21 protein-coding genes are annotated in these 24,389 nt (G+C 47.3%); 6 read left to right on the plus strand and 15 right to left on the minus strand.

The genetic code is table 11. The features are described from left to right. Window positions 1-79: 79 nt before the first annotated feature. A complete protein-coding gene (locus tag FWG96_01780; GenBank protein ID MCL2031990.1) occupies window positions 80-886 on the minus strand; it encodes an ABC transporter permease in 807 nt (268 codons plus the stop codon). Beyond that, window positions 883-1,734: an ABC transporter ATP-binding protein gene (locus tag FWG96_01785; GenBank protein ID MCL2031991.1), complete on the minus strand. Its 852-nt coding sequence runs from the start codon at window positions 1,732-1,734 to the stop codon at window positions 883-885. Before FWG96_01785 ends, FWG96_01780 begins: the two co-directional genes overlap by 4 nt. Before the next feature lie 266 nt (window positions 1,735-2,000). Between FWG96_01785 and FWG96_01790 the strand changes: the two genes are divergently transcribed. Together FWG96_01790 and FWG96_01795 are read left to right on the plus strand one after the other, a co-directional pair. Then, the gene (locus FWG96_01790; protein MCL2031992.1) at window positions 2,001-2,270 is read left to right on the plus strand and encodes a hypothetical protein; all 270 of its coding nucleotides are present in this window, start codon (window positions 2,001-2,003) and stop codon (window positions 2,268-2,270) included. 1 nt (window position 2,271) lies between these two features. After that, entirely contained in the window at window positions 2,272-3,096 is an 825-nt protein-coding gene (locus FWG96_01795; protein ID MCL2031993.1) for a sel1 repeat family protein, read from the plus strand. A gap of 35 nt (window positions 3,097-3,131) precedes the next feature. On the opposite strand, the gene FWG96_01800 is transcribed toward FWG96_01795, so the two are convergent. The 7 genes from FWG96_01800 to FWG96_01830 form a co-directional block, all read right to left on the minus strand. Continuing rightward, on the minus strand, window positions 3,132-4,061 hold the full coding sequence (locus FWG96_01800; GenBank protein ID MCL2031994.1) for an adenosylcobinamide amidohydrolase: 930 nt from the start codon (window positions 4,059-4,061) through the stop codon (window positions 3,132-3,134). Beyond that, window positions 4,058-5,218 carry an adenosylcobinamide amidohydrolase gene (locus FWG96_01805; protein MCL2031995.1) on the minus strand — a complete coding sequence of 387 codons (1,161 nt, stop codon included), beginning with the start codon at window positions 5,216-5,218 and terminating at the stop codon, window positions 4,058-4,060. Before FWG96_01805 ends, FWG96_01800 begins: the two co-directional genes overlap by 4 nt. Before the next feature lie 62 nt (window positions 5,219-5,280). Next, window positions 5,281-6,378, minus strand: coding sequence for an ABC transporter substrate-binding protein (locus tag FWG96_01810; protein MCL2031996.1), 1,098 nt, complete (start codon window positions 6,376-6,378; stop codon window positions 5,281-5,283). A 145-nt stretch (window positions 6,379-6,523) separates the two neighbouring features. Beyond that, window positions 6,524-7,603 carry an ABC transporter substrate-binding protein gene (locus FWG96_01815; protein MCL2031997.1) on the minus strand — a complete coding sequence of 360 codons (1,080 nt, stop codon included), beginning with the start codon at window positions 7,601-7,603 and terminating at the stop codon, window positions 6,524-6,526. Between the two features lie 138 nt (window positions 7,604-7,741). After that, window positions 7,742-8,827 carry an ABC transporter substrate-binding protein gene (locus FWG96_01820; GenBank protein ID MCL2031998.1) on the minus strand — a complete coding sequence of 362 codons (1,086 nt, stop codon included), beginning with the start codon at window positions 8,825-8,827 and terminating at the stop codon, window positions 7,742-7,744. 115 nt (window positions 8,828-8,942) lie between these two features. Next, a complete protein-coding gene (locus FWG96_01825) occupies window positions 8,943-10,013 on the minus strand; it encodes an ABC transporter substrate-binding protein (protein ID MCL2031999.1) in 1,071 nt (356 codons plus the stop codon). Between the two features lie 414 nt (window positions 10,014-10,427). Then, complete coding sequence (locus FWG96_01830; protein ID MCL2032000.1) at window positions 10,428-11,024, minus strand: cysteine hydrolase; 597 nt, start codon at window positions 11,022-11,024, stop codon at window positions 10,428-10,430. Window positions 11,025-11,189: 165 nt separating this feature from the next. Here FWG96_01830 and FWG96_01835 point away from each other — a divergent pair, with 165 nt between their 5' ends. From FWG96_01835 to FWG96_01850, 4 genes are read left to right on the plus strand one after another with little or no spacing between them, the layout of a single operon-like run. After that, a complete protein-coding gene (locus FWG96_01835) occupies window positions 11,190-13,298 on the plus strand; it encodes an AAA family ATPase (GenBank protein MCL2032001.1) in 2,109 nt (702 codons plus the stop codon). Next, on the plus strand, window positions 13,295-14,599 hold the full coding sequence (locus tag FWG96_01840; protein ID MCL2032002.1) for a nitrogenase component 1: 1,305 nt from the start codon (window positions 13,295-13,297) through the stop codon (window positions 14,597-14,599). Before FWG96_01835 ends, FWG96_01840 begins: the two co-directional genes overlap by 4 nt. A gap of 59 nt (window positions 14,600-14,658) precedes the next feature. Further along, on the plus strand, window positions 14,659-15,585 hold the full coding sequence (locus FWG96_01845) for an ABC transporter ATP-binding protein (protein MCL2032003.1): 927 nt from the start codon (window positions 14,659-14,661) through the stop codon (window positions 15,583-15,585). Continuing rightward, entirely contained in the window at window positions 15,582-16,337 is a 756-nt protein-coding gene (locus FWG96_01850) for an ABC transporter permease (protein MCL2032004.1), read from the plus strand. The genes FWG96_01845 and FWG96_01850 overlap by 4 nt, the downstream gene beginning before the upstream one ends. 92 nt (window positions 16,338-16,429) lie before the next feature. On the opposite strand, the gene FWG96_01855 is transcribed toward FWG96_01850, so the two are convergent. The 6 genes from FWG96_01855 to FWG96_01880 all read right to left on the minus strand — a co-directional run bounded on the left by FWG96_01855 (window position 16,430) and on the right by FWG96_01880 (window position 24,373). Then, window positions 16,430-17,701 carry a nitrogenase component 1 gene (locus tag FWG96_01855; GenBank protein MCL2032005.1) on the minus strand — a complete coding sequence of 424 codons (1,272 nt, stop codon included), beginning with the start codon at window positions 17,699-17,701 and terminating at the stop codon, window positions 16,430-16,432. Then, window positions 17,698-19,863, minus strand: a complete 2,166-nt coding sequence (locus tag FWG96_01860; GenBank protein ID MCL2032006.1) for an AAA family ATPase — start codon at window positions 19,861-19,863, stop codon at window positions 17,698-17,700. Before FWG96_01860 ends, FWG96_01855 begins: the two co-directional genes overlap by 4 nt. A gap of 21 nt (window positions 19,864-19,884) precedes the next feature. Further along, window positions 19,885-20,739 carry an ABC transporter ATP-binding protein gene (locus tag FWG96_01865; protein ID MCL2032007.1) on the minus strand — a complete coding sequence of 285 codons (855 nt, stop codon included), beginning with the start codon at window positions 20,737-20,739 and terminating at the stop codon, window positions 19,885-19,887. Beyond that, a complete protein-coding gene (locus FWG96_01870; GenBank protein MCL2032008.1) occupies window positions 20,729-21,862 on the minus strand; it encodes an iron ABC transporter permease in 1,134 nt (377 codons plus the stop codon). Before FWG96_01870 ends, FWG96_01865 begins: the two co-directional genes overlap by 11 nt. Continuing rightward, a complete protein-coding gene (locus tag FWG96_01875; protein ID MCL2032009.1) occupies window positions 21,859-22,968 on the minus strand; it encodes an ABC transporter substrate-binding protein in 1,110 nt (369 codons plus the stop codon). The genes FWG96_01870 and FWG96_01875 overlap by 4 nt, the downstream gene beginning before the upstream one ends. A gap of 295 nt (window positions 22,969-23,263) precedes the next feature. Further along, window positions 23,264-24,373 carry an ABC transporter substrate-binding protein gene (locus FWG96_01880; GenBank protein ID MCL2032010.1) on the minus strand — a complete coding sequence of 370 codons (1,110 nt, stop codon included), beginning with the start codon at window positions 24,371-24,373 and terminating at the stop codon, window positions 23,264-23,266. Window positions 24,374-24,389 lie beyond the last annotated feature (16 nt).

A 24,389-nucleotide genomic window follows, 5' to 3' on the forward strand; every position in this document is an offset into this window, starting at 1 on the left:
CAGAAGATTGAGAAAAAAGAGCCCGGGAGGGCGAACCCTCCCTTTTTTGTTTATTGAATAAAGTTTGACCGTGATGTCCTCAGATCCTCCTGGACTTCATCAGATATATGTTAAGCAGAAGCAACGCCAACCCCATTGCGATCAATATTATCAGGAACACCCAAGACATCGTATCGAAAGGCACTACTCCGTCAACCCGGATCAGGGATTCCCTCATAAGGGTGCTTGAGTACGTCAGCGGAAGCACATACAAAATAGCCTGGAACCATCCGGGCATCATCGATATCACAAAGAACGTACCGCACAGGAATGTCATGGGGAGGATCACCAATGTACTGAATGTTGCCATACTCGCATGCGATTTTGCCAAGAACGCGGCGGTCTCACCCAACATGGAGAATGTGAAACAAGACACCAACAGGACGATCACGAAATGAAAACTGAACTCTAACTGCATACCGGTAGTGCCTGTTAGGTGCGTGAACACGAAGCCTAGGATAAAGATAATTGAACAGCTCAAAAGACCGCGTATTATTCCCATCATTGCCTTTCCGATGGCGATAGAAGAGAATCTGAGGGGGCACAACATCATCTCATCGAAGCTTCGGTAGTATAATCTTTGAACATTCATCCTTCCGGATACTGAGGAGAACGGCGCGGACAGCGCTGTCAAAGCAATTATACCGGGTATAATGAAAGTAATGTATGACATGATGCCATAGTCGGTCTCAATGTCATTAACGAATGTTCCAACCCCGTAGCCAAAGGCCAGAAGATAAAGGAAAGGGGTCATCATGCTCATAAGGAAGACATTCACCCACGTGTGCCTCATGAAGCGTATGTCGGCCCATGCCACGTTGCTTATTTCTCGTACATTGTCGATCATTTCTGATCACCAACGGAGTCACCGGTTATCTTGACGAAACAGTCCTCGAGGTTTGTGTTCCTGATCACAACCGTATATCCGTAGCCAAGCTTGCTTGCATATTGGTTGGCCTCTTCTCTGTCGTCGAAATAAGAATAATCTGTCTTTTCCCCGTCAAAGGCTTCAACTGCCGTGGATCCGACTTTGACGCAAAGGTTCTTGGGCGTATCTGTCTCAATGATCTTCCCATTGTTAATGAATGCGACCCTGTTGCAGAGCGCTTCCGCCTCTTCTATGTAATGTGTAGTAAGGAAAATGGTGGTTCCGTCGCTGTGCAGTTTCTTTATTATGTCCCAGATGAGCCTTCTTCCGGCGATGTCCAGTCCTACCGTCGGCTCGTCCAGGAACAATACTGGGGGGTTGTGGATGAGCGCGCATGCGATGCAGACCCTTTTCTTCCAGCCTCCTGACAGTTTTGTTGTTTTATAGTCACGGTACTCTCCTATCCCCAGATATTCGATCAGTTCATTTATTCTCTTCATCCCGACCTTTTTTGGGATCTTGTGGTACTTGGCATGGCATATCATGTTCTCGATGACCGTCAGGTCGTTGTCGAGACTGATGTGCTGCTGTATCACCCCGATACTCGTTTTTGCTTTGATCGTTTCTTTATCGATGTCATATCCGTTTATGATCACCGTTCCGGAGTCCTTGTTCAAAAGAGTGGTTATAAGCCTTATGGCAGTGGTCTTCCCGGCACCGTTGGGCCCAAGGAAACCGAACACCTCTCCTTTCATTATTTTTAAGTCAATATTGTCTACAGCAACCTTCTTACCGAATGTCTTCGACAATCCCTCAACCGATATCACTTCCTCCAATTAATCACCTATTGGAATATATGTCCAACATACATAAATCGCGAACTTATGTATAAACCTGAGGGTCAGCTAGACCCACGATCATCCATTTAGTTGTACTGTGGACGGTTGGCCTTCTCGTCAAAGATCAAGACTGTTCTAGTTTGCCGTCTGATATGCTGAATCGAGTACCCATTTGTTTCTCTGAACCGATCTGACGTTGGATGTATGTGCCAATCTATATTACACAGTAACCCGTTAAGAGCCCGGAATACAGCATGGCCGGAAAACACTATGACATCAGCGCTGGGCCGAGGGATCCCGAATATATCACGATCAAAGCAAAGAAGTGCATTATAGCATATCCCGTAAGGGCATTAGGGGAGAAGAGCACCGCCCTGAACATTGTCAAAGGGGCGGTGGACCTTACCGGGAGGAGGATCGAAGAACTACTCTCTAAAATGGGTCCCCACCCTTCCGTTATGGAGAGCAACTGCCGCGATGCCACCGAGAAAACGGCAACCATGGTCACCGATAACAGGTGTTGACATGCTTGACAGGTTCAACGACCCTATTGAAGACATCGGGCCATCCGATCCTTTCAATCTTGCTTTGATCTCAACGAGCGAAACCGAAGCAGAAAAATTTTACAGAGAATCCGTCAGGCATGGCAACACAATGGCAATGGTCAATCTTGGAGTGATGCTTATCGACCGTGAAGGGCCGAATGAGGAGGCAGTATTGCTTTTCCGCACGGCCGCTGAGAACGGAAACGATTCAGGTATGAGGAACATGGGCTATGTGAATGCGGTCGGTATCGGCGTTCCGGTGAACAAAGAAGAAGGCGTCAGATGGTATAGGATGGCAGCGGAAAGAGGGAACATCAAAGCCCAATGCAATCTGGCGATACTTTACAGGGGCGGTAAGGGAACTCATCAGGATTATGAGGAGGCATTGAAGTGGAATATCATGTCGGCCGAAGCAGGGTACTTCAGAGCGCAGGCCAACCTCGCCCAGCTATATATGAACGGTCAGGGAACTGAGAAAGACGTCTCTAAAGCGCTCTACTGGTATGGGAAAGCTGCAGAGAATGGTTCTCCGCGCGGGATGTACAACCTTGCGCTGATGTACCTTGAAGGAACAGGCACAGCCGCAGACAAAGAGGGAGCAACGGAACTTCTGAGAACTGCGGCCGATAAAGGATATTCAAAGGCCATGTATGTGTTGGGAGACATACTCCGATCCGAAGGAAATGATGATGAGGCTTTTGAGCTTTTCAATTCTGGTGCGGCAAAGGGAGAACCGCGTTGTATTGATGTCCTCAGATCTGCGGGAATGCCCATACCAGAGTATACAGGATGGAAGAGAAAGTAATTGAAAACGTTTAGTGAGGTCCTTGATTCAGACGATCATATGTCTCCCAAAGCCCTCATGGCAATCGCAGACACTATATCTGCGACAAGATCATTGCTCTTTGATGCGTCTTCTGATATTGCGGCACATATTATTTTTCGGCCTATTTTATATCCTTCAGCTTTTGGTATCAGCTTCCATGAAATCTCATCGGCTATCTGAAGGACCGCCGAAACATACGAAAGCATAATCCTGTCGCCTGATATTGCGTCAAGTGCTGCATCAAAACCATCTCCCGGCACCAGACCCACAGTGGTCAGATACTCTCTGCAGGATCTTTTTGTGACTCCGAATCTCTCCAGCCGTTTGAAGACGTCTGCCTGAGAATCCTGGGTCACACCGTTCTTTCCCATTGAAGATATAGTGGCTTCGATCACGGTATTCCCAATCAGCTCCCCGAGTTTGGAGTGCTTTCCTGCACCGTACAGCCTTCTGCCGCACCCTATGTTACTTAGAACAGAGATACAAATGGAATCGCTTCCCGAGGAGATCTCTTTTCTATCAGAGCGTCCGATCATTAATTGCTGGAATGCACATGTCACTGCTTCCGTGGATGTTATGGCCGCCCTCGCCATCGTACCAGTTGGAAGATCTGCATCTACCATTAGCACTACCGATATCCTATGTCCTCCGGCCTTATCTCCGTTTACAGAAGGATTAGGATCAGCTATGACCAGCGCAGATACCGACGTCATGCGGTGGGATTTTGAGACCAATGAGGCCGTCTTTACATCAGGGGATGTTTTGATCGTGAATTTGCCAATTTGTGGTGTTTCATTCGTCAAGGTCAGCTGGTCAGGTGTTTCCGAATACCCTCCTTCTGAAGAGGACAGTACAGACCATCTTCCCGCAGGGTGACTTATGACTATGCTGGATGCATCTGTGCACACTATGAATCCGCCGCACACTTCCTGTCTGGTGCTCAAATTGATCCCTCCGCATCTACTTCTGCAGCTTTATCAAAAAGCATCATTGCCATTGCCAGGGTCAGCATCTCTGCGGGCGTTTCAGTCAATTCGAAACGTTTTCTGAGAACAGGGTCTTCCATTGAGGGGCCCTCCATTGTTGCTTTGAGTATTCCTCTGCAGGCATCGGTGCCGGCCTCGGGAAGTATCAACCCCCACTCCATTTCATCCATTACGTGTAAGACCGCGGACACTATCGCAGCCGCTGAAGCATCTTCTGAAAGTCTCCTGCGGCCTTCCTTCAGAGTCTTCATTTTGAATGGATATCTCATTTCATTATGGCAGTTGATCTCAGTTATCTTGTGCCTAGATATCATAAGGTATGGGTTGCACTCTGCTTCTGGGTTCATCATCGACTGGTCGTCCAATGCTTTTGCGAGGGTCTTCTCGACGCACTCTCTTATCGCCTTTGCCAGCTTGGAACCGTTGCTATATTCTGCGACTTTGTTCCTGCTTCCTTTGTTGCATAACACTGTGACCTGGTCTGTGCCCGATCCTGTTGCTATCCCATTAGAATACAGACTCTTTCCCATCAGTTTCAATAATGTTCTGCTCTTAGCTTCGGTGGCTGTCATCATCGCCCCCAACAATGCGCTGTCAGGGAGGTCGGCATCTATCGCCAGGATTATCACGATGGTGCCGCTCTTGTTAAGTGCTCTTTCCATCTCATCGTGGCTCGCGGGGTCTCCTGCACGGCCCCCATTACCGCGGATCCCGCCTGTTATCGCCATCGATACCTCTATCCCGCCTACTTCCGTTGAGTCGATCGCCGCATTATCCATGTGTGCTGCGGTTCCCAAGCCTAACGTAGAAGACGGGTCCAAGTCGAGAAATCTTGCATATTCCTCCGTGCGCATATTGTGGAATTCTATCGGCTTCCCCATGTTGCTGTACTCCGCACTCCCGCCGATGCTTGTGGTATTGAATATCGCTGACGGAGAGGACATGAACCCTCCGTTGAAGTTGCCTGTGGACAGTGCCCTCCAGTCCTTTGACGGAGGTGTCACTATCAGAGATCTGTTTTGTCTGTGAACTGACACCCCGCAGGGGAACTCCCGTATCATTCTGCGCTCCTCTTTCTTCTCTGCGGACACTATATCTTTCCAGTCGCCTGCCATTTTGTTCACTCCTTTGTTTTTTCTCTAAAAATTGAGAGCGGCGCCGTTGGGCGCCTTGTCTCTTAAGCGTTTATCTGCTCCCAGAACAACTTTGAATATTCGACGTAGTTGGAGCTGTCGAACACATTCGTTATATCAAACGTCAGATGGTCTTTGTAAATGAACATCGCATAGATCGCATATGCTCCCACGATGCCTTGCTCATAGAAAGCTGTGGGGCTCCTCGCCCCTCCGGACAGGGCGAATATCAGCTCGTTTTTCGCTGCGCCTGTATTTCCAATAATGGGGTCGGCATACAAAGATTCTATAAATTCAGCCGGGACCACAAGGTCATAGATTTCAAGACCTGTGTAGATTATTATGTCGGGATTGACGCTTGCTATCGATTCCGTTGAGACGAGGGCGGTTCGATCTACACTCTCGAATGCGTTGTCGGCGCATAGATCCGTCAATATGTTCCCAGGTGCGGAATTCCTGCCATTGGCATATGTTGCACTTATCATGAGGGCAACACGGTATTTCTCCCCTTTCATCTCATCAGTGACTATAGATTCACACCAGTCGGTTATTTTCTTTATCGCAGATTTCATCTCGGATATCATTTTCTCGGCTGGCTGCTCCCTGTCGACCGCTTTGCCCACAAGCTCAATGGTATCATATACCTCTTTCATGGAACCGGGGGTTTGAATTACAATGTATGTTATGCCGAGCGCGTCTAATGCAATACGTATCTCCTCGTTCGTTGATTGGCATATCACAAGGTCTGAAGGTACCGAAGCCAAAGTCTCTGCCGGCATGAGGTACATGGGCCCGAGCGCAGCTATCCTGCCGCTGCTGATACCGTCGGTTATGGCCTTGGGGAAGTCGTCGTCGGTCAGCCCTATGACGTAGGGATCCTCGTCGTATATGCCCGTATCGATTGATACTCCGACGATGTTGGAGCTCAGTCCCAGCCCGCAAAGTATCGCTGTGGGCACGACGCCCGAGGATATTATCCTATCGGTTGAGGTAATAGTCACCTCCCTGCCGAGGGTATCGACCACGGTGACCGGCCCGCCGCCACTTTTATTGTCGTCGCCTGTAGTAACGATTATTGCCGCTCCGGCAACAACTACTATGGCCGCCACCGCCAAGACTGCAATTATTGTTTTATTATTCATTGCCATTTCACCAATTGGATATATAATCCAACTAAATATGTTGTTTATCATATTTGTATTATTCCTTTCTCAGAAGCAGTGTCATGACCGAGATGACAGAGTTGAAAATAAAAAATAAGAGCGGTGCTTTTTGCACCCATTTTTCTTAAGAGTTTATCTGCTCCCAGAACATCTTCAGATAGCTTACGTAGTCGTCCCCCATGTATTGATCGATCTGAAATTCTAAGTGCTCCTCATAAATGAACATCGCCATCAACGCTACCGCATTTACAAACTCCACGGAGGTCGAGCTGAACACGCTACTGCAAGTGTCTACAAAGCAATACATTCTATTGTCTTCCACTGCGGACAGACTCTTCAATATGGGATTCGTTTTTATTGAGTCAAAAAAGACTACGTCGCCGCCACCGGATATTATTACGTCCGGGTTAACAGTTACAATGCCTTCCTGAGAGGTCAGCTGGTAGTTCCCCGGGATGTTGAACGCATTTACTGCGCCCAGCATCTCTATCAGCACTGTTCCTTTGTAGAATTCCTCTCCGCAGGCGTATGCCCCGCTTTCCGAAAAAGATATGAACACTCCCACTCTGGGGGAATCGTCAAAGGATTTAGTCCAATCTGCAACCTTTTTTATCGAAGATTGCATTTGATCCAGAAGAGTTTTGGCTTCTGACACTTTTCCGATCGCTTTGCCTATCAGTTCGATATTGTAATAAAAGTTCTCAATGGAAGAGTTGTCTTTGCAGAGCACAATAGGTATCCCCATATTCTCCAGCTGGGATATCGTATCCTCACTGCTGCCATATATGTTCGCTATTATCAGGTCCGGACTGCATTGAAGGATGGACTCCGCCGATATGCGGTACATTCCTCCAAGATCAGTGATCGTCTCGTTGTTCAGCCCGTTTACCACCGACTGAGGAAACCCATCGTCAGTGACCCCCATAATATAGTCTTGGGTCCTATAGCCGCCCGTATCGACGCTGACTCCCGCGAGTTTATCGTATCCCCCCATGCCGCAAATCATCTCCGTGGCGGAATAGTTCACAGACGCGACCCTGTCTGAAGATGTTATTGTGACGGTCCTTCTGGCACCGTCGATGAGAGTCACGGGGCCGTTGTCTTCTTTGTTATCCGGAAATGCTGTGTAAACTGCCGCAGCGGCAACAACTACTACGGCCGCCACCGCTAAGACTGCAATTATTGTTTTATTACCTATTGCCATTTTCATCACTTGGATGTATAATCCAACTAAATATATTTATCATAATATTTGTACTATTCTTTTTTAAAGGACGGCGTATGATAAAGAAACAAAGATAGAAATAAAAGTAAAAATGGCGCCTACTGGCACCATGCTTCTTCAAACGTTGATCTGATTCCAAAATTTATTAAGATAATCCATATAGTCATCGCCCATTTTGTGCGGGATCTCAAAGTCCAGATAATCCTCATACATGAACATTGCCACCAATGCGATCGCGTTCACGAACTCTATTGAGGTCGATGACCACGGAGAGCTGCTTAAGCCGATAAAGGAATACACCCTTTCTGTTTGTACTGCGGTCAAGCTTTTCAATATCGGGTCTGTGTGAATATAATCAATAGGGCCGTAGGCAGTTCCAGAAATTATTATGTTCGGATTTACGGCAATGATCCCTTCGTGCGATGTCAGCAGGTAGTTCTCTGAAATGCTGAATGCATTCACCCCTCCGAGCATCTCTATCAGCGTTGTTCCTTTATAGAACTGATCGCCGATCGCCCACGCGCCTCCCGTTTCCGAAAAGCTGATGAACATTCCTATTTGGGGGACCTCATTTATCGATTTGGTCCAATCTGCGATCTTCCCGATTGCAGATTTCATTTGTTCGACGACAGTTGTGGCCGCTGATTCTTTCCCAATCGCTTTACCCATCAGCTCGATGTTGAAGTAAAAGTTCTCAAGGGAAGTATTGGGCCTGCACATAATAACGGTTATTCCCATGTTCTCTAGCTGAGACACTGTATCTGCGCTGCTTCCGTGGGGGGCCGCTATCACAAGGTCTGGATTTGCACTAAGTACGGTTTCAGATGTAACAGAGCCGTTCGGACCAAGATTTTTTATCGTTCCGTTGTTCATCCCGTTGACCACAGACTGAGGGAACCCGTCATCGGACATCCCTAATATGCGATCCGGGCTAGCATAAGTGTAATTATTGTTGTTAACAGTTACCCCCACAAGTTTGCTGTACCCCCCTATTGCACAGATGTTCTCTATTTGAGAATAATCTAAAGAGACGATCCTGTCTGAAGATGTAATGGTGATTGTTCTGTCATCCCCGTCGATGAGAGTCACCGCACCGCTGCTTTCTTTGTCACTAGACGTCAATACAAAAACCGCCGCACCGGCAACAATGATCATAGCTACTAATGCCACAACCACAATGATTGTCTTCTGGCCAATTACCATATTTACCACTTGGATGTATAATCCAACTCTATATGTGCCTCATGATATTTGTACTAATCTCTTTTAAAGACCATAAGAAAAAAAATAAAAATGGTGTCATTTGACACAGTGTTTCTTAAGAATTGATCTGTTCCCAAAATAGCTTGAGATAGTCCGGATAATTGTTGCCCATGTAATGGTCGATCTTGAAGTCAAGATAGTCTTCATACATGAACATGGCCATGAATGCATATGAGTTCACGAAACCTTGAGAGCAAAGGCCGAATGACGTATTGCATGTTTCGAATGCGCCATATATCTTGTTGTTTTTGGCCGCATTTATCTCCTTTAATAACGTGTCTGTCGTTATCGCATCCAGATCAGCTCTGCTTGGAGAACCGTTGTCGATTATGATGTCGGGGTTCGCGGTAACGATCGCTTCAGTTGAGATGGGAGTGTACATTCCGGGTATTTCTCCAGAAAATGCGTTAATACCTCCGAGTGCAGTTATCATAGGTGTACCCATTATGTATGTGTCGCCGTTTGTGTATACATTACCATAACCGAATCCCATAGACACCATTACTCTTTGAGGAGCAGCGTCAATAGACGCGGTCCAATCGATGACCTTACCGATTGCAGATTTCATCTGGTTGATCAATGTTTGTGCTTCAGACTCTTTTCCTATTACTTTTCCTATCAGATCGATATTGAAGTAAATGTCCTCTAGTGAGTTATCGTTCCTGCAGACAACGACAGGAATACCCATATTCTCAAGCTGAATTATTGTATCTTCATTGTTGAAGTACCCTCCCATAATAACAACATCTGGGTTTGCGGGAAGTATGGCCTCCGTTGCTATCATATACATTCCGCCCATGTTAGTCAAAGTCCCGTTGCTTAGGCCGTCATTGATTATTTTCGGATACCCGTCATCCGGCATGCCCATAACGTATTCGTTGACAGCATAGGAACTGTCAACGGTTACGCCGGCAAGTTTCGAGTATCCTCCCAGTCCGCAAATTATCTCTGTGACAATTGAGGATGTTGCCGCTATCTTGTCAGTGGACTCCACGTTTATAGACCTTCCCAGACCGTCTTTGAGTCCTCCTTCGTCATCATCATTTGACGTCAACGCAACAGCTGCCGCAGCGACAATGACAATAGCCACCACAGCCATGACCGCTATTATTGTTTTCTGGTTCATTACCATTTATACCACTTGGATGTATAATCCAACTTGATATGTTCATCATAATATATTAAATTGGAGTTTGACAATCAGGCCGGATCTCTTCTGAGCATTCACTTAAACATCGCCTTGATCGCGCGGACATCCGCGTTCGCAGTTAGCGTTTTACGTCAGCCGACATCATTCATTGATGTTTACTCGGGTGCCTTCGGCGCCAGAGTGGGTGCTTTTCTGCCTTAAATGTGCCGCATTACCGGGGTGAAGCTGTTCAATTCCGCCTTTTCCCCAGCCGCATCCATCCGTAACTGTCAACAGCCCCCGCCATTCCTTTTATCAATTATGCTGTTCCTATCCCGAATTCTATGCGACTCGGGCATCAAAAATAAGAAACGGTATTTTTTGAATGTGCCCCGTTGATGTTTTCTCATTTCAACGATCTGTTACCTCACACCTCTGGTACTCACAACCGCACATTTTGGTAGATTCGGGTACTTTTGCAGTAATGAGGTTCTCCTTGACATCATCGAGCGTGAAAGTTTTACATATCAAGTATGCAGCCTCGTTGTACTTATTTGCGGTGGCAATCGTCCCGCCGACCAGCATATACGGGCTTATGCTGTGCTCGAACGCCCCATAATATGTTCCCATAACGCAGTATTGTGTCACCATGCCCGCAAGCAGTATGCTGTCGCATCCGCATTCTTTTACGGCATCAGCAAGCTTGGTCTTTTGGAATGAGTTCATATGCTCTTTGTGGACAATGATATCTCTTGGATCCGATATGATTCCGTGAAGATACTCGTCACCGTCGTCTTTGCTGTATGATGAGCAGTGGCACGGGCCGTCGTAATAGATGAATATTACCGGTCTGCCGTTTTCACGGAACATCGCCGCAGCATTATTGATCGTCTCAACGCATTCTTTGCAGCTGTCCTCAGATATTGTTCCTCCTGTGAACTTTCTCTGCACATCCACAACCACCAGGGCAACTTTCCTGTCTTTTTTCTCGGGTAACTCCGTTGACATATTGGATGATACATCCATATTAGTTAATATTATTAACGATTGGTTTTCCAAAACATATGGCCGAACATCCAAGGTTTTGATGTCATTCTAACGGTTGACCGTGACCCTTTAAAGGGAACTCTTTGAGTTGGATTATATATCCAATATTACATACTCTTTCTACGTATGTACGCAGTATCTATCTACGGCAAAGGAGGTATCGGGAAATCCACAATTTCCTCTAACATCTCATATGGGTTGTCTGAGAAAGGATTTAACGTGCTTCACGTTGGATGCGATCCTAAACACGATTCCACGAAATTGCTTATGAACAGTATCCAACAGAACACTTTTATGGATTATCTGACAGACAGCGATATGGCGAATCCGATCCTGGAAGGCTCTAATGGAGTGTCATGCATCGAATGCGGAGGCGCAATACCAGGATTAGGATGTGCCGGCAAAGGCATAGTAAGAATGTTCGACTATCTCAAGGAGAACTCCTCCGGAGATTATGACATACGGATACATGACGTGCTGGGGGATGTGGTATGCGGAGGATTTTCAGTACCTATGAGAAAGGAGTTCGCAGATGCGATCGTCCTGGTAATATCTGATGAGTTCATGTCCATATATGCAGCGAACAATATATTGATCGGCATAAGGAATCTGAACAACGGCCCGTGCATATTAGGCGCTGTCATCAACAGAAAGACACTCGACAAAGGACATTTTGCGGAGGAATTCGCCAGGGCCGCAAAACTCCCGATATTGGGCAGAGTATCTAAAAGTGATGCGTTCGCACAGGCGGAAAGGATAGGGTCTACAGTATTGGAGTCGTTCTCCGAATCAGACTCTGCATACGAGATACGCAATATCATCGACATAATAATCGAAGCCGCTAAGGGTAGCATAGATCTGGCCCTGCCGTACCCCCTTACCGATGAGGCCATGGAAGGGATCATTTCAGGTAAATGCGTTAAAGCTGAGAAACTTCCTGATAAAGAGATAATCTTTGATTTTGACTTCTACGATCACGGGGTGGGTATGAAGTATTTCGGTAATTATGTGACGCCTTGCTGCACTTCGCACGGCGGGGTCAAACTGCTGCAGGAGATGTCCGACGTGGGAATCGTTCTGCATGGACCAAGGAACTGTGCTTTCCTGATGGAATACTCCAACCTCAGAAGGTCTTATAAAACACGGTCTTTGACCGATGAGCCGTCTTTATTCAATCTTTACAGCACATGTATGAGCGATGATCTTACATTCAAAGGAGATACGGAACGGATAAAGGAGACCGTAGAAAAAGTGGCGGAGAAAGGTTACGGCAATATATTCATATTACCCACTTGTGCGCCTGCGGCAATGGGTACGGATCTGAAGGGAATAGCAGATGAGATCTCCATTGAAGGAGTGAATGTTATTGCGGTCCCCGAGGACAGCCTATTCTTAAGCAGCAAGTTCGGATGTTTAGATGGCGTCCTGAGACGCATGAGCGGTATGCTGGACCGAAACTTGGAAGTAATACCTGATACGGTCAACCTCCTTACATATTCCATATCTGTTCTGTCGAGGCCTGAGAACATTGACGAGATCAGTGAGATACTAAATGCGGTCGGCCTCAGGCCCAACACGGTTTTCGCAAGGGGCGTTTCGATAGAGTCCATAAAGAAAATGCCCTCCGCCGAATATAACATACAGGTCGGGGTTTCCATGCTAGGTGACAAGATCACAGAGATACTGACCGAAGGGAGGGAACATATTGTCCTGAGAATGCCGCACGGCCTGTATGAAGTTAAGGCATGGATCTCAGCCTTGTCCGAGATGACGGGGAGGCATGGATCAGGCGATGCATACCTCCGCACTATCGAAAAGAACTACTATGACTCCATCAATGAGATGAGGAAGTATACTGAAGGCAAAACCGCTATGATATATGAGAGGGTGGGCAGCGATATGGACTGGTACATCGACACCCTGCTTGACATGGGAATCACCGTCAAATGCTTTGCGCATTGGAAATGCAACCTCCTGAAAGACAACGATAAAGAGACCAGACATAAAGAGATAGAGCATATCTACGATCTCCCTCTCTGCGAGGTCAAAGGTCTCATGGACAAAATGGGCTGTGACATCTTGGTCTCCGGCGATCCCCGTGTGGGAAGGATCGGTGCGAATTGGGTGGGTTTGAACACTAATTTCACAGGGTTGAGAGGAACCCTATACTGGGCGAAGCGGGCCCGGAACGCTTTTCGTATGCCCGCATGCGACGGATGGAGGGATCCCCAATGAACACGGAGCCAGATGGTTTTATCGGCGCGGTCCTTGCGACAGAAGGCACATCCGACATGAGGGCTCTGATCAACGGCCCGGGAGGCTGCCGTTCCAGGGCACAGATCCTTTTGAAAGAGCTCGTTCGAGATTATATGGGGGAAGAACCGGGGTGCTGCTCGTCAAAATATTTCAGCAGGCAATCCAGACTTCCTTGCACTTATCTTAATTCCAATGACATAGTGATGGGTTCTTCGGGCAAGATCGTCGACGGGATAGGTTCACTTCTTTCCGTTACAGGATCAGACATTGTTATGATAGACACCCTTGGCGCATCTATACAAGTGACAGACAACGAAGAGGCTGTCAGAAGGTCTGGAGGGGAGGACAGGGTCATTCTTGCAAACAAATATCTCTCTAATATGTCAGTATATGAGGGATTCGACGATACGATGAAAAGGATAGTTGAACACATCTGTTCGAAGACATTGAGTACGATCCCCAATTCTGTCAACATCCTGGGCTACAATATTTCTGACGGGGGTTGGGAATATGGTAAAGAGGAGATATCACGAATGATGAGAATGCTGGGATTGGAGACAGTCTCCTTTATCGGATGCAGTTGCAAAAAAGAAGATGTGGAGCGGTCATGCGGCGCAGAACTAAACATCCTCATACACCCCGAATTCTCGATCGAGACTGCAAAATACTACTACAAAGAATTCGGCATCCCGTACCTGATACCCAGGTTGGGGTCGCCCATCGGATATCCGTCGCTGGCATCTTTCGCGTACGATGTATCGGATAAGTTTGGGGTCGACCCGGGGGGATTATTGAACGAGATCGATTCAGAGAGATCCAGGGTCAACAAGATATTGATGAATTCCGAGAAAGCGGGAGGAAGTCTGCGCGGCAGCAGTTGCTCCGTGACCGGTATATCTTCGGATGTGCTTCCGATCATCAAATGGATGTTTGACCATCTGTCGGTCATGCCTGGATATATAAAGGTCCTTGGACCGGCAACGCTTTCTACAGAGAACCTTATGAAATATCTGCGGGATACGGACTGCATTGATTCACTTGAGGCAGACCCTTCCGGCTTCTACGACATTGCTTTCACAGACGGTATGTCTGCGGAACAGATCAGAAAAAGCAGCAGCATAACAACCTGTGTAGAGACCAGGTTCCCTTTTAGTCACGGGACTTCATTCATAAACCGGAGCCTTATCGGAACTTATGGATGCAGGTATATCCTGGATGAGATCATCAACGGCCACGGCTTATTACAATGCGGACAGCCGACAATGGCAGATTTCAGATAATTTCCCCATTGATGCAGCATGTAAAAACCATTATTAACATATTGGATTATACATCCAATATGTTGTCCCAGAACGATGATGTCCATACAGCCAGTAAAGACCTGTGCGAAGATGTTATCGATGCGGCGGGGATCGTAGTAAAGTTCGGTGATAAGACCGCAGTCGATCATGTCGACGTGAATGTCAAGCGAGGAGAGATATACGGTTTCCTCGGACCGAATGGCGCAGGCAAGACCACGACCATCCGTGTGCTCACCACGCTTCTCCATCCATTGTCCGGCGATGTAAAGATCAACGGTTTCAGGATACCTTCGGAAAACAAAGAGATAAGGAAGCTGATCGGGTTCGTCCAGCAGATGATCAGCCTTGATAAGGATATATCTGTGAAAGAGAACATAGTCTGCCACGGGTATCTTCAGAAGGTCCCAAAGAAAGATATACGCAAAAGGACGGAGAACATATCCGCAGTATTGGGCCTCACTCCCTTTTTGGATTATGAGGTGGTCAAACTTTCAGGAGGATGGAAAAGAAAGACCGCGATCGCGTGTGCGCTTATGCACGATCCGAAGATCCTTTTCCTGGATGAGCCAACAGCCGGATTGGACACTCAGTCCAGACATATGCTGTGGGACATGATCCGCCAGCTGAACAGCGCAGGGACCACGATATTTCTGACCACCCACTACATAGAGGAGGCAGAGAACCTGTGCGACAGAGTGGCCATAATCGATAAGGGGAAGCGGGTTGCACTAGGAAGTCCAAAGGAGCTGTGTGAAAACATCGGACGTTTTGCTGTCGAATATGACGGTGAAGGCTGTGTCCGAAAGTACAAATATTTTTTAGATTGGGATGAGGCTAAGAGGTTCGTTGCAGAATTCGGCGATAACGATTCTGTCCTTTTAAGGAAGACTTCTCTTGAGGATGTGTTCCTGGAGATGACGGGAAGAGAAGTGACCGCCGATTTCGTCAAGGTCGTGAGGATATGATCTTTTCTTTTTTTGATGAGACCTTCCGGGTATCTCTGCAGGACCTGTACTACTTCAAACGGAATATCCTGTCGATAATGATCACAATAATGGTCACGCCCCTTCTGTACTACGTATCGTTTTGTTATGGTCTCGGCTCTAATGTGAACAACATGGAGGGCGTTCCTTATGTTGCCTTCGTTATCCCCGGAGTCATCGCCCTTTCGACGCTTACATCCTGTTTCTCTTCTATAGCCAATAAGGTCTTGTCTCAGAGGATATATTACACATCTTTCGATGAGATAATCCTCTGCCCGATATCGCCTTCGGCTGTGATCTTCGGAAAGGCACTGATCGGTTTCATAAGAGGGATGATAGGGTGCTTCATACTGCTCGCGATCGGTCTGGTAATGACCGACGGGCTGCACATAAGCGTTATGCTGATATTGAGCATAGCTGTATCATGTGTGGCCTTCTCTCTTCTGGGAGTATTGGTGGGATTCCTTTCGAACAGCCTGACGACCATAATTATGTTCACCACTGTCCTCGTGGTTCCAATGACATTTCTTTGCGGTACGGTTTTCTCAGTATCATCTTTGCCGACAGGGCTGCAGTATATCATAGCCGCCATGCCGCTGACGTATTCCACAGATTGCATCCGCTCAGCGGCTCTGGATTGGTCGTTCCCGATGCTGTCCCTGCTGATAGTGATCGTCTGGAGCGTTGTGTTCTTCTCAATATGCTACTATATGTTGGTAAAGGGAAAGCTCTAATGAGAGCGGCCTGCGTTACATATGGCATAAGCCGGGGTCGCTGAGGATTCCCTATGCTGGATGAAGGAGGATCCCTGACTGCAACAAAGTGATTACAGACAGCTGAATATCTCATCCAAGATATACATGGAGCCGTTTATTCCATACACCGGCCGCGGTATGAAGTTGACGCGGTAAAGAGTGGGCATTGCGATATCTATGCCTTTCCTGCAGGTTCCTATCATCACTTGACTTTCAGCTGTGTGCCCGTCTGTGAAGACAAAATCGACCTTCTGAGCGGGATCTGAGTTCCATGCTTCCCTGAGCCCTATCTCTCTTAGGAACCCCACAATGCAGGATACCATTTTGTCGTCCTCCCCTGGATCAACAGAGATGCTTGCCGGCACCATACAGAGGTACTCGTGCAGCCATTTTGTAAGAGGGTACGCAACGGAGCTGTCCGCCATTATAGTGAACCTTGAACATTTTACACGTCTCGAATACATCGATCCTTTGATCCTTCTGAACACACGCGCCTTCGCCTGGCGGATGCGTTCCTCCACTTTTGAAGTATCGGCCCCTATGATCTTCCCGATGTTCTTTGCCCAGTGTTCGACAGCGTCGAGTCCGACCGGTGCGCCCATTTCGGAGAATATGGTCGGTATGCCGTATTTTTTTTCATACAGCTCGGCGGTCCTTTTGCAATATTCGGAGCTTATACATACGTTGTATTCTGCGGCCGTGGACTCTTCGAGATCTGATGAACTGCATCCGGCCCCCGGAGAGGATATAACCGTTATGCCCATGTCGCTGAGCAACGAAACAAATTCAGTGATGACGTCCTGCCAGTCTATTGCGGATATAGGCACTCCCAAAATATTCACGGATCTTGGGATCGTCTCCTTTTTCTTCGGGGACTTCCACTCTAATATTGATTTTATGGTGTGGTCATAACTGGATGAGAACGGCTGAGATATCAATGATTCCTCGACCGCCATGGCCTTATCCTTGAATCCTGCTCGTTCTATCGCATCCGTTATGTTATCGCCTATGAGCGCTGCCCCCGGAGAGTTTATGAAAACATCAAAATTATCATCGATCCTGCATATGGCTGGGATGCACTCCTCAAGTTTTCCCTCGGAACCGTTAATGTAGTTATCCTCATCTATGTACGTACATGGCATCCTTGCCTGTCCGAAGAAATACGGCTGGGAATATTTTTTGAAGTCCGCAGGCTTTGCCCGAGGGTAGCACACCGAGGTCAAAAACGTATGATAGTTTCTGCATCCTCCCGGACCGTGCAGAACCGCCCTGCCGTCGCTGAAGCTTTCCACTGCCATAAGGGCGCCGGTGAAACCGTCCATGCATATCCTGTTGACTGTCACTGTATCTTCCTCCATCCCTCTGTTGCGGGTACGGATACAAGATCTCCCATCTTCCGCCCAAACCTCAGTACGCTGTTTATTCCGGGCGCGGGGCGGGAGTACATTGCACTGCGTATGCCATCCAGCTCCATGAGTCCGCTGTCCGTCAGGACTATGTCGGGTGAGAAACTTTCTACATCAGCCAACAGGTCCTCCAGCAGATAATCATGTTTTATAGGCACTCCCTTCGGAAGAGATTTCGGCTCGGCCCTTTTCTCTTTCCAGTGGTGCGTAGGTCCTATTCCGACCGCTAATACCTCCATGCCCAGATCTGATACAAGTTCGACCAGCCAATCTATGTTCTGAGTGAATCTGTCCTCTATCAGTACTTTTTTCCCCTCTAGTTTAGGTCTTATTTTGCTTATTTCTAAGCTGTATCTATTTTCCTCTTCTGCTGCGATCGCTGTCGCTTTTTCCTGCATTCCAAGCTCTTTCCCTATCTTTTCTGAGAATCTGCCGTGTTCTCTTATCCCTATGGGCAGCGGCTCCGTATCCACAGGAACGTTCAGCTTACTGCTTACTAATTTAGCTATTTTCATTGAACTTCTGTCGTTGTCTATAATGTAATTCGTTTTACCTAAGCGAAAATTACGTATCGAATCCATGGATGATTCGTACATGAACCTGCAGTTGATCTTTATGCCATATGGGCGGAACAGGTCATAGACCTCGTTCTCTGTGTCCTCACCCTGTCTGAAAAGATATCTTTCCGCAAGGATGTTGACAGTATCTTCCCTTGGTTCCAGCGTATCATCTACCATGTCAAGAAGGGCGTTCGCGGATTCGGCGAACCCCACTTCCCATTCTCCAAGAATGTTCCCGTCTGCTTCGACCACCCTGAAATAAACATCCGGATTCTCGTTGCTTATGGCATTCACAACATCAATGGCATTATCTCCTATTATCCCAGATACGCATGATGTGACGACAAAGATGCTCTTGTGCCCTTCAAGGATCATATTTCTTATCTTCTCTTCCAAAAGGCCAGCACCGCCGAAAACAGATATCGTATCGTCCATATCGGTTGAAACGATCCTCATCGACTGCAGACCTTTCCCAGTCTTGCCGCTTCCTTTCCTGATCTCAGATATATTCCTTGAAGAGGACATTATGTGTGCGCAGCTTCGGGGGCCGTGTACTATGACAACAGAGTCGATCACAGAGGAGCAGCCATAGACCGCCCCTGCTGTTGCACAGGAGCCGACCACGTTCTTTTCAGTGGTAACTTTGACTTTAGGTGCTTTTATGCACCCTCGACATGCTGCTCCCGATCCGACTGTGTCAAATTTCTCATTTTTTTTTACTGTCTCCCCTTTTGCTATCTGCTCCATTTGGGCATCGTTCAGGGGGTTGGAATCAAAAGGTGATGATCTTCCGTCCATTATGCTGATTATGTTGTCCGATATCTTTTCCAACTCTTTGGCGACATCCGAGTCGGGAAACATTTCCATAACTGTCTTCCCCGCCGCTTCCGAATCTGCGAACAGCTTACTTCTGGGTATGCAAGCAACGAGCGGCAGTTCGACTGCGTCTGCAAATCTCTTTACCGTTTCGTACTCATTCTCTACGCCGCGGCAGTTCAGGATTATGCCCGCTACTCTGGGAACACCCTTATCGAAGTTCTTGATCCCTTTGAGGATGTTGTTCGCGGCGTAAATCGACATAAACTCTCCGGATGTCACCAAGTATACTCCGTCCGCATACTCATTTCTCAACGGAACAGCGAATCCCCCGCACACAACATCTCCCAGAACATCATAGATCTTGACATCGAACTTCATATCGTCCAATCCCAGCTTCTTCAGCGTGTCGAATGTGCTGAGTATCCCCCTTCCCGCACAACCTATTCCCGGTTCGGGCCCTCCGGCTTCTACGCATTTTATCCCCTTTACGCCGTCAAGGACTATATCCTCAAGCTTCCTGTCATAAGGGGGGGTGCTGCGTATGTAGTTAAGGACAGTCGCCTGCTCTCTGCCTTGAAGAAGTGCCCTGGTGGAGTCGTGCTTCGGGTCGCAGCCTATCTGGAGAACCTTCGTCCCCTTATCGGCCAAAGAATAGGAAATGTTCGCCGAAACCGTGGACTTCCCTATTCCGCCTTTTCCGTATATTGCTATCTGTATCATGTTAAAACCGCTTACTTCTTATCACAGGTCCACTCTGAATTCTTTCTCGTTCTTATCTGGGGCAAGGGGGATCACATATGGAACCCCCTCATCATGGATCACCTTGATGTCTATTCCATACACTTCTTTGATGGACTCTCTCGTTACCACTTCGTTCGGGGTGCCGAACTTTATGATCTTTCCCTCGCTCAGAAGCATGACCTTGTCGCAGTATCTTGTTACAAGGTTGATGTCATGCGATGCCATTATCACTGCGAGGCCCGATCTGGATAGACCTCTCAGCATCTCCATCACCTGCACCTTGTATTTTATGTCCAAGTGTGCGCTTGGTTCATCCACCATCATCAATTTAGGTTTCTGCACAACGCCTTTTGCTAGCAATGCGCGTGCCCGCTCCCCGCTGCTGAGCTCATGGATCTTCCTTTCTGAATATTGGAATATTCCAAAATCCCACATCGCTTTCTCTACAATGGTAAGATCCTCATCGGACTCCCACCACCAATTGGCGACATACGGCGACCTGCCCAACATCACGAAGTCTTTGACATTGAGTGAAAAATCGGCAGGAATATCTGCCGGCACTGTCGTGCAGATGCGAGCCATATCATCTCTCTTAAGCTTTTTTATATCGTTCCCATCAATGATGACGGACCCTCCGCGGATCAGCAGTATCTTGTTTATGCAGCGCATAAGCGTGGTCTTGCCCGATCCGTTAGGTCCCATGAGGGCAATGAACTCGCTTCCGTTGGTGTTTATGTCTATTTCTTTCAGCAAATTCGCGGAAGTGTATCCGAATGCCAACCCGCAGACATCAAGCAGCATCTCTGTCTCGGCAGCCTTCGTCTGCATCTCCAAGTCTGTTTCTTCACATTGCATATCTTTTCCCCTCTTTCATCATCAGGAATAAGAAGAACGGCACCCCGATCACCGCCACCACTGCTCCGATTGGTAATTCAGACGGTGCTGCGATGGTCTTACAGAATATGTCTGCCATCAGTAATACGAACGCTCCCAATATTGCCGAAGACGGTATCAGCAAACGATGGTCTCCTCCCACTATCATCCTGCATATGTGCGGTATTATCAGACCGATGAAACCTATGACGCCGCAGTATGCTACACAGAATGCCGCCAATACTGCAATGAGCACCATAAGCAACTTCTTCAGCAGTGCAGTATCCACGCCCAGGTATTTTGCCTGCTCCTCGCCCAGGAGCATTATATTCAGCTTTTTGGCGAAAAAGAGTGTTATTATTATGGGTATGATCGTGCCGAACACGATCACCCGAGTATTGCTCCACGGGATGTCGGCGAAGGATCCGAACATCCATTTCACAATGTGTGTGTAGTTTTCAGCGTTAAAGTATATCAAAAGGGCGATCGCCGACGAAAGCCCCGTGGATATTATCACTCCCGCAAGGACGTAGCTCATCGCTTTCCCTCCCGCGAGTTCGGCCACCGTCATTGTCAGGCCGAATGCCGCTACCGCGCCGATTATCGCTGCGATCGGTATGGACATGCTTCCCAATATGCCGGCCAATCCTCCGAAGGTGGCAAAGACCACCATGAACGACGCCCCCGATGAGACGCCTGTTATGTACGGATCCACAAGAGGGTTCCTGATCAGTGCCTGCATGGCAGCCCCGGCGGTCGCCAGCCCCGCTCCCACGCACAGTACCGCTATGGACCTAGGCATCCTGAGGTAGTAGATTATCCTCTCGCTCATATCATCAAGTACAAACTCATTGCCCGGAAGCAAAGATTGGAAGAAACTAACAAGGATGTTCCAAAAACTTCCCATTGCGTCTCCGAAGGATATCGGGTATATTCCCATCGTTAAAGAAAATATGAAAAGTAAGATTATTCCGACGGTCCCTCCCACCAGTATCAGAGCCAGTTTCTCTTTGGCATGTTTTTTCTGCCATTTGCTTTTAGTTCCGTCGGGTGTTGTCGCCAGTGTTCCGTCGGCGGCTTCATTAGATACTTCTGCTTCGCTCATGAGTTGATCATTTCCCAAAATTGCTGTGTGTACTGTGCATAGTTGTCGCTGTCAAGGACATCTGGCACATCAAAAGTCATAAAGTCTTTGTAAATGAACATCGCATAGATTGCATATGCACGTACTATGCCCTGGCTATAATACGATGTTGAGTTCTTTGCTCCTCCGGCCGTAGCAAATATCCGCTCGTTCTCCGCGGCGCTTATATTTCCAAGAACAGGGTCAGTATATATTGAATTTACATATACTGCCACATCTGCCGGACTGGTCACGGTGCCCATTTCCAGATTTTGATAGATTATAACGTCAGGGTTAACGCTTGCAATCGATTCTTTGGAAACGGCCGCATATCTTTCTATGCTCTCAAATGCATTATAGACTGAAAGCGCTTCCAACGTGTCCCCTCCAGTATAGTTAGGGCCTATAGCATAAGTTCCAGTCATCATGAGGGCAACGTTATACTTCTGTCCTTTCAGTTCATTATCGACAATAGATTCACACCAATCGCATATCTTTTTTATCACCGATTTCATCTCAGAAATCATTCTTTCAGCGGCTTGTTCTTTACCGAATGCCTTGCCTAGAAGTTGTATGTTATCATATATTTCTTCCAAAGAGCTTGCACTTGATGCCACTATGTATTTTATTCCAAGCACATCCAGGGCGTCCATTATTTCCTGATTTATTCCGTAGCTGTCACACACCACAATGTCTGATTCAACTGTCGCTATAGTTTCTGCGGACATGCGGTACATCCCTCCGAGCGGAGTTATCCTGCCGCTATTCATCCCATCGGTTATGGCCTTGGGGAAGTCGTCATTGGTCAGCCCTATAACATAAGGATCCTCGGCATAAACTCCCGCATCACTCGACACCCCCACAATGTTGGAACTTACGCCCAATCCGCACAGTATCGCCGTTGGCACTACAGATGTAGATATTATTCTCTCAGTAGAGTCTATCGTCACCTCTCTGCCGAGATAATCGGTCACAGTCACCGACCCATCGCTGTTTTCGCTGTTGTCGGCTCCTATAATAAATATCGCCGCACCTGCGACGATTATCGCTACAACCGCAATAATCGCCATGATTTTTATCCTTTCCAAATGAAATCACCTGTTGGATGTATATTCCAACTGCATATCACTACTATGTTATAAATATATTACTTCCGACTAACTTCCCACCAGATGAGAAAGAAATGGTCGTTTCGTTGTGTAACCTGGCATCCGCAGAAGTTCGTATTTGGTCAGCGCTTGTCATCAGAAATTAATGGAAAGTTGGACGATGCAGATAGTTCTGCCTACCTGCATCAGAGCCTTTTTTATTCTGTTCTTTTGGTCATATGCCTTTTTACTTCATGTGCCGTTGCAGGAACCCTCTGGAAGAGTCGCCCCCAGTTTATGAGCTGACCATTTCCCAGAATTGCTGTGTATATGCCGCGTAGTCGTCATCTAAAGCGTCCGGTATCTCGAATGTCAGATAATCCTTGTAAATAAACATCGCATACAATGCATATGCGTTCACAAAGTCCTGATTTGCCTGCCCCGCAACGGCTTTCGCCCCGTCTATCGTAGTAAATATCAGCCCATTCTCAGCAGCTTTTGTCTTTCCGATAACAGGATCACTATACAATGATTTTACATATGCTACCGGGTCCGTTACTCCGTCCCCCATACCTAAGGTCTGATATATCAAGACATCTGGATCGGCATTTGCAATAGACTCTTTAGAGACCGTTGCATACGTTCCCACGCTTTCAAATACATTGTTCACGTGAAGCGCGTTCAATACAGAACCTTGAGGGTAATTCCATCCGATCGCGATGGTCGCGGTCATCATAAGGGCCACATTATACTTTTGTCCGCTCAGCTCGTTTTCGACTATTGACTCACACCAGTCGCTTATCTTATTTATGACATTTTTCATCTGAGATATAATCCTCTCGGCCTCTGACTCTCTGCTGACTGCTTTGCCGACAATTTCTATTTTATCATATATCCCTTCAACAACGGTGTTGCTGCTCGGAATAACAATATATGTTACGCCCAATGCATTCAATGCATCCCATGTGTCTTGGTTTTTCCCGTAGTTATCGCTGATGATGAGGTCACAATCTACGGACACCATTGTTTCTGCCGACATTTGGTATCCGGGCCCAAGTGCTTTGATCTTCCCGCTTTCGAAGCCGTCGGTTATGACTTTAGGGAAATCGTCTTGGGTCAACCCGAATACAAAGGAATCCACGCTATATGCGGTCATATCGCTTGAAGCCGCAACGATGTTAGAGCTAAGTCCCAGCCCGCATAAAATGGCCGTAGGGGTCGAACCCGCCGAAACAATTCTTTCGGCAGATGTTATAGTTACCTCTCTGCCCAAGTAATCTGTCACAGTCACTGTTCCGCTTTTGTTGTTTTTGCCGCCGTTATCATTGCTTATTACGAATATCGCCGATCCTGCGACAACAACCGCAACAACCGCAATAAAGGCGATTATCTTTATTTTTTCCAACTTCATCACCAATTGG

Origin of the sequence: Candidatus Methanoplasma cognatum (assembly GCA_009777615.1) — an archaeon.
GTDB classification, from domain to species: domain Archaea; phylum Thermoplasmatota; class Thermoplasmata; order Methanomassiliicoccales; family Methanomethylophilaceae; genus Methanoplasma; species Methanoplasma cognatum.